This is a genomic window from Dactylosporangium sp. NPDC005555 (genome assembly GCF_040605635.1).
Taxonomy (GTDB): Bacteria; Actinomycetota; Actinomycetes; order Mycobacteriales; family Micromonosporaceae; genus Dactylosporangium.
In genome coordinates this window covers 189,025-195,181 of the sequence record NZ_JBEXDG010000014.1, presented here as the reverse complement: position 1 = coordinate 195,181, position 6,157 = coordinate 189,025, and the positions used below count along the sequence as shown (strand labels likewise).

At 71.3% G+C, this 6,157-nt stretch carries 5 protein-coding genes and 1 pseudogene; 2 read left to right on the top strand and 4 right to left on the bottom strand.

Going from position 1 to position 6,157, the window contains the following annotated elements:
* Window positions 1-137 precede the first annotated feature (137 nt).
* The 4 genes and pseudogenes from ABZS58_RS18795 to ABZS58_RS18780 form a co-directional block, all read right to left on the bottom strand.
* Window positions 138-812, bottom strand: coding sequence for an endonuclease/exonuclease/phosphatase family protein (locus ABZS58_RS18795; protein ID WP_354782998.1), 675 nt, complete (start codon window positions 810-812; stop codon window positions 138-140).
* Complete coding sequence (locus ABZS58_RS18790) at window positions 809-1,753, bottom strand: ROK family glucokinase (RefSeq protein ID WP_354782996.1); 945 nt, start codon at window positions 1,751-1,753, stop codon at window positions 809-811. The genes ABZS58_RS18795 and ABZS58_RS18790 overlap by 4 nt, the downstream gene beginning before the upstream one ends.
* A gap of 107 nt (window positions 1,754-1,860) precedes the next feature.
* Window positions 1,861-2,142: pseudogene (locus tag ABZS58_RS18785) on the bottom strand (hypothetical protein); the annotation flags it as partial.
* The gene (locus ABZS58_RS18780) at window positions 2,139-2,585 is read right to left on the bottom strand and encodes an SRPBCC family protein (RefSeq protein ID WP_354782994.1); all 447 of its coding nucleotides are present in this window, start codon (window positions 2,583-2,585) and stop codon (window positions 2,139-2,141) included. The pseudogene ABZS58_RS18785 and the gene ABZS58_RS18780, both read right to left, overlap by 4 nt.
* An 86-nt stretch (window positions 2,586-2,671) precedes the next feature.
* On the opposite strand from ABZS58_RS18780, the gene ABZS58_RS18775 reads away from it, so the two are divergent.
* Complete coding sequence (locus tag ABZS58_RS18775) at window positions 2,672-4,498, top strand: long-chain fatty acid--CoA ligase (RefSeq protein WP_354782992.1); 1,827 nt, start codon at window positions 2,672-2,674, stop codon at window positions 4,496-4,498.
* A 94-nt stretch (window positions 4,499-4,592) separates the two neighbouring features.
* Window positions 4,593-6,134, top strand: coding sequence for a GAF domain-containing protein (locus ABZS58_RS18770; RefSeq protein WP_354783012.1), 1,542 nt, complete (start codon window positions 4,593-4,595; stop codon window positions 6,132-6,134).
* The last annotated feature ends 23 nt before the right edge of the window (window positions 6,135-6,157 follow it).

Here is a 6,157-nt window from a genome sequence, read left to right as displayed (position 1 = left end):
GACAGCATGTGTAACGGGAGCTTCGTTGCTGCGCAAGCCGCCACGCGGCATCGACAACCCTCGACGCAAATCCTTAACTCACCGGCATTGCGTCAGGGCAGCACAAAGTCTTCCGGATCATGGGGTTCGCGGCGCGGCTACTCGGGCAGGTCGAGCTCGACGACGACCGGGAAGTGGTCGCTGGCCTGGCGGGCGGCGGGGGTGTCGACGATCTCGTAGGACAGGACGGTGATGCGAGGGTCGACGAAGACGACGTCGAGGCGTTCACGGGGGGCGGAGCACGGGAACGTGTGGCGTTCGTCGGCGCCGGCGGAGTCGAGCAGGCCGTCGGCGAGGGTGCGCCAGGCGGCGCCGCCGGAGTTCTCGTTGAGGTCGCCGGCGAAGATGACCGGCTCGGTGAGCTCCGACAACCGCTCTTTGAGCAGGGCGGCCTGGCCGGGGCGTTCGGTGGCGTCGGTGGACAGGTGCGAGCCGACGGCGGCGAAGGCGGACCGGCCGACCCGGCAGCGGACGAACGCGGCGCCCCGCATGTGCCGGCCGGGGGTCAGCGGGAAGCGGACGTCGAAGGTGTCGAAGGCGCGGACCCGCAGGTTGGTCAGCACGAGGTTGCCCAGGGACGGCAGGCCGCCGCCGCCGATGACGAGCTCGAAGTCGCGGGCGAGGGCCGCCGACTTCTGCCGCCACCGGAAGCGGCGGGGCGCCTCCTGCAGGATCGCCACGTCGGGCGCGATCTCCCGCACGACCTGCGCGAGGGCCCGGCGGTCGTCGCGCAGGCTGTGCAGATTGTAGGAGAGAACCCTGAGTTTGGTCATACGCGCGCCAGGTCGGCGGCTCCGACCACTCCCGCGAGGTTGCCCATGAGGGCGGGGCGGACCTCGGCGACGGGGAGCCGGCCGCGCTGGGCGAGCTGGTCCTCGTAGCTGGCCCTGGCCGGCTTCATGAGCAGGTCGCCGGCGTCGATGACCCCGCCGCCGACGACGATGACCTGCGGGTCGAGGATCTGCACGATGTCGGCGAGGGCGACGCCGAGCCAGCGGCCGATCTGCTCGAAGGCGCCGATCGCGACCGTGTCACCGAGGCGGGCGGCCTGGGTGACCGCGTGGCCCTTGATCGCCTCGACGTCGCCGCTGACGAGGGCGAGGAGCTGCTCGGCGAGCTCGGGCTTCTCCCGCGCGTCGGCCTTGGCGAAGCGGACGAGGGCGTTGCCGCTGGCGTACTGCTCCAGGCAGCCGGACCGGCCGCAGCCGCACGGGTGGCCGCCGGGGACCATCATCATGTGGCCGAGCTCGGCGGCGATGCCGTTGGTGCCGCGGATCAGGTTGCCGTTGATGACGATGCCGCTGCCGATGCCGGTGCCGACGGTGAAGAGCACCATCGAGTCGTTGGCGTCGTGGCCGGCACCGAACTGGAACTCGGCCCACGTGGCGGCGTTGCCGTCGTTCTCGACGACGACGGGCAGGCCGACGGCGGCGGTGATCTTCTCGCGCAGCGGCTCGTTGCGCCAGGCGAGGTTGGGGGCGAACTGCACGATCGAGCGGGTCGCGTCGATCCAGCCGGCCGCGCCGATGCCGACCGCGTCGACGGGGTGCGCGGCGGCCAGCTCCTGGATCACGTCGATGATCCGGTCGGCCGTCTGTGACGGGTCCTGCGCCGGCGTGTCGCGCCGGGTCTGCGCGAGGACGTCACCCGCCGAGTCGACGACCCCGCCGAGCACCTTGGTTCCGCCGATGTCGACTCCGATGGTCAATCCCACCGCGTCTGTCTCCTCTCGCACAGGCGCTATGCCTCGGGATCAATCTTGGGCTTGACGGCCTTCTTGGCCATCGGTTTCGGCGACTTCGGTGTCTCCGTGGTGGCGTTCTGCCAAACGTCTTCTGCTGTCGCCGGTGCTTCCGGCGCACGGCTGCCGAATGCCCGGAGCACCCCGGCGAGACCGACCGCCACGTCGCCGACCCCGGTGGCGAGCCGCTCGGCGAACTCGGGGTCGGGGTCGCGGGCGGCGGCGATCGCCTTGCAGACCGGGCAGACGCAGCACTCGGCTGAGCCGGTGGCGAAGCCCGCGGTGCCGTTCGCGGCGACGGACAGGGCGGCGAGCGCGGTCGCGACGAGGCGTTCGGCCTCCTCGCGCGGGTCGCGGGTCACGCCGGTCCCTCGACGCGGCGCTTGAGCTCCTTCAGCGCCGTGTCCATGATCATCTTCTCGGCCTTGCGCTTGAACATGCCGAGCATGCCGATCGCCAGGTCCACGGCGAGGGAATAGGTCACCGTGGAGGTGCCGTCGCCGTTGGCGGTAATGTCGTAGGAGCCGTCCTGCTGCTTCTGCATCTTCGACGGCGCGACCAGGCTCCACTCGATCCGGGTCAGATCCTCGGCGTATTCGTACCGCAACGTGTATTCATCCGAGACCGGGCCGGAGTCCAGCACGAAGCTGACCTGACTGGCGTAGCCGTCCTCGTATTCCTCGACCACCGCGACCGACTTCACCGCGGCGACCCACTCGGGGTATCGGGCGAAGTCGGCGATGACCTCGGCGATGCGCTCCGGGGGCGCGTCAATGACGATCGACTGCGTCGAAGTGTCGGCCATGCGTGGCAGGCTACCTCTGCGGTGCGCCCGGCGATCGCGCGGCACGGTAGGTTCGGCGAATACGGGTTGAAAGTAAGGAGTCGCACGTGCGCGAGTTCACCGTGCCCCCGGCGGTCACCGTCGGCGATCACGCCACGCTGACCGACCCCGTGTGGGACAACGCGGTCGCGGCGCCCGACGCCGTGCAGTTCCAGCGCCAGACCTCCGGCGGGTGGCAGGACGTGACCTGCGGACAGTTCCACGACCAGGTCGTCACGCTCGCCCGGGGCCTCCTGGCCGCCGGCGTCGAGCCCGGCGAGCGGGTCGCGCTGATGAGCAAGACGCGTTACGAGTGGACGCTGATCGACTACGCGATCTGGTCCGTCGGCGCGGTCACCGTGCCGATCTACGAGACCTCCAGCACCGAGCAGGTCGCCTGGATCCTCGAGGACTCCGGCGCGGTCGCGATCTTCGTGGAGACCGACGCGCACCGCGACGCGGTCGCCGCGATCCGCGACCGGCTGCCGGCGGTCGAGCACGTGTGGCAGATCGACGGCGCACCGGGTGCGCTCGGCGCACCCGGCGCGCCACGCGCAGCTGCCATCCCAGGCGCCGTCGACGTGCTCGGCGCGGACGGCGCCGCCGTGCCCCGCGAGGACGTCGAGGCCAGGCGCGCCGCCACGAAGGCCGGCGACCTCGCCACGATCATCTACACCAGCGGCACGACCGGGCGGCCCAAGGGCTGCATGATCACGCACCGCAACATGCTGTCCGACATCGTCAACGCGGTCCCGGAGCTGCAGTCGCTGTTCCACCAGGGCGCCCGCACGCTGCTGTTCCTGCCCCTCGCGCACTCCTTCGCCCGGCTGATCCAGATCGGTGTCGTGCAGGCCCGCGCCACGATGGGGCACACCGCCGACACGAAGAACCTCGCGGCGACCCTGCAGAGCTTCAGGCCGACGTTCGTGCTGTCGGTGCCGCGCGTGTTCGAGAAGGTCTACAACACCGCGAAGCAGCGCGCCCACGCCGATGGCAAGGGCGCCATCTTCGACCGGGCGGAGCGGGTGGCGATCGCCTGGTCGTCCTCCGACCGGCCCGGTCCGTTGCTGAAGGCGCAGCACGCGTTGTTCGACCGGCTGGTGTACGGCAAGCTGCGGGCGGCGCTCGGTGGGCAGTGCTCGCGGGCGATCTCCGGCGGGGCGCCCCTCGGCGAGCGGCTCGCGCACTTCTACCGCGGCATCGGCGTGACCATCTTCGAGGGCTACGGGCTGACCGAGACGTCGCCGGCCACGAACGCCAACCGGGACACCGGCGCGCGCATGGGCACCGTCGGGCGGCCGCTGCCCGGCGTCACGATCCGCATCGACGACGACGGCGAGATCCTCGTCCAGGGCGACATCGTGTTCCAGGGGTACTGGAACAACCCCGCCGCCACCGCCGAGGCGATCGACGGCGACGGCTGGTTCCACACCGGCGACATCGGCGAGCTCGACGACGACGGGTATCTGCGGATCACCGGCCGCAAGAAGGAGCTCATCGTCACCGCCGGCGGCAAGAACGTCGCCCCGGCGGTGCTCGAGGACCGGGTCCGCGCGCACCCCCTGATCAGCCAGTGCATGGTCGTCGGGGACCGGCAGCCGTTCATCGCCGCGCTGGTCACCATCGACCCCGACGCGCTGCCCGCCTGGGCCTCCTCGCACGGCAGACCCGCCGATTTTTCGTTCGTCGACGATCCTGATCTGCGCGCCGAGGTCCAGACCGCGATCGACGAGGCCAACACCGCGGTGTCCAAGGCCGAGGGGATCAAGGTCTTCCGGATCCTGCCGCAGGACTTCACCGAAGCGACCGGAACGCTCACTCCGTCGTTGAAGGTGAAACGGAACGTCGTCCTGAAGGAGTACGCCGCCGACATCGCCGCCATCTACGAGCGCTGATGCTGTCACCTACGGTAGGGAGGACCATTCGTTGACCGAGCTGACGGTGCTGGGCGACCGCCCCAGAAGCGCCGTGATCACGGTTCGTGTCCTGATGCTCGCGCTCGTCGCGGCGCTCCTGCTCATCGACGGGGCACACGCGTCCGAGCTGCTGTGGCTCGCGCTGCTGCTGCTCGCCGTGGCGATCGCCACGGTCGCGCCGCCCGGGCACCGGGTCGCGCAGCTCGGCCGCGCCGCCGAGGTGCTCATCATCGCGCTCGCCGCGTCGACCGCCGACACCGTCTTCCTCGTCTACCTGCCGGTGCCCGTCATCGGTGCGGCGCTCGCCTCCGGGCTGGTCGTCGCCACCGTCCACCTGGCGGCCGCGGCTGTCGTCCTCGCCGCCGGCGGGGCTGTCGACGGCGTGCTCGGCGACCGTCCGTATCTGAGCAGCTGCCTGCAGTGGCTGGTCGTCGCCGGGATCGGCGCCTACCAGGCGGGGATCCTGCAGCGGGCCTTCCTCGCCCGGCGCACCGACGAGACGCCCCAGCCGTACGTCGAGGCGACCCGGCTGCTCACCCAGCTGCGCAGCGTCGCCCGGCAGCTGCCCGGCGCCACCCTCGACCCCGGCGGCCTCGCCGAGCACCTCCTCGACGAGGTCCGGGCCATGGTCCCGTCCTCGCGCGGCGCGGTGCTGTCCGGCAGCGGCGGCGGCCGCCTCGTCGTGCTCGCCCAGGCCGGCGTGGAGCGCCTCGACTGGGAGACCGCCCTGGACACCGAGAGCGCCGTCGCCGACGCGTGGGCGACGCAGCAGCCGGTCGTGTCGGGCCGCTCGCAGGCCCGCTCGGTCGCGCCGAGCCGGGACATCTCCTCGATGGTCGTGCCGCTCGTCGCCGGCGTCCGTACCGTCGGCCTCATCGTCCTGGAGAGTGACAGCGCCGGCGCGTACCCGCCGCCGGTCCTCGCCCGGGTCACCGGCCTCACCGGCGCGGCCGCGCTGCGCCTGGAGGCCGCGCTGCTCTTCGACGAGGTCCGCTCCCTCGCCACCACCGAGGAGCGCCAGCGCCTCGCCCGCGAGATCCACGACGGCGTCGCCCAGGAGCTCGTCATGGTCGGCTACGGCATCGACAACGCGGTCGCCGCGCTGCCCGACGCCGCCGCCGCCGAGGAGGAGCTGCGCATCCTGCGCGCCGAGGTTACCCGGGTCATCACGGAGCTGCGGCTGTCGCTGTTCGAGCTGCGCAGCGAAGTCGACCGGTACGGCGGGCTCACCGCCGCGATCGCCGACTACGCGCGCACCGTCGGCGCCTCAGCCGGGCTGCGGGTCCACCTTTCGCTCGACGAAACCACCGCCCGGCTGCCCGCCGCGGTCGAGGCGGAACTGCTGCGCATTGCCCAGGAAGCCATCACGAACGCGCGGAAACACTCCGGCGCGGAGAATCTTTGGGTAACGTGCGCGGTCGATCCACCGTTCGCACAGGTAGAAATCTCCGACGATGGAAGCGGCATAGGTGAGAACCGCCCTGACGGACGCTATGGTCTTGCGATCATGGCCGAGAGAGCGGAACGTATCCGAGGCCGGTTGGAGATCACACCGCGCGTGCCGAATGGGACAACAGTGGCGGTTGTGCTCGGAACCGCACCGCGTGCGCGGTAGCGTGAAGGCACCAGAGGGAGAGA

What these genes read in the sequence shown, in the direction of transcription:
- ABZS58_RS18795 (WP_354782998.1), bottom strand. Translation starts at nt 812, where the DNA reads ATGACCAAACTCAGGGTTCTCTCCTACAATCTGCACAGCCTGCGCGAC.
- ABZS58_RS18780 (WP_354782994.1), bottom strand. Translation starts at nt 2,585, where the DNA reads ATGGCCGACACTTCGACGCAGTCGATCGTCATTGACGCGCCCCCGGAG.
- ABZS58_RS18770 (WP_354783012.1), top strand. Translation starts at nt 4,593, where the DNA reads ATGCTCGCGCTCGTCGCGGCGCTCCTGCTCATCGACGGGGCACACGCG.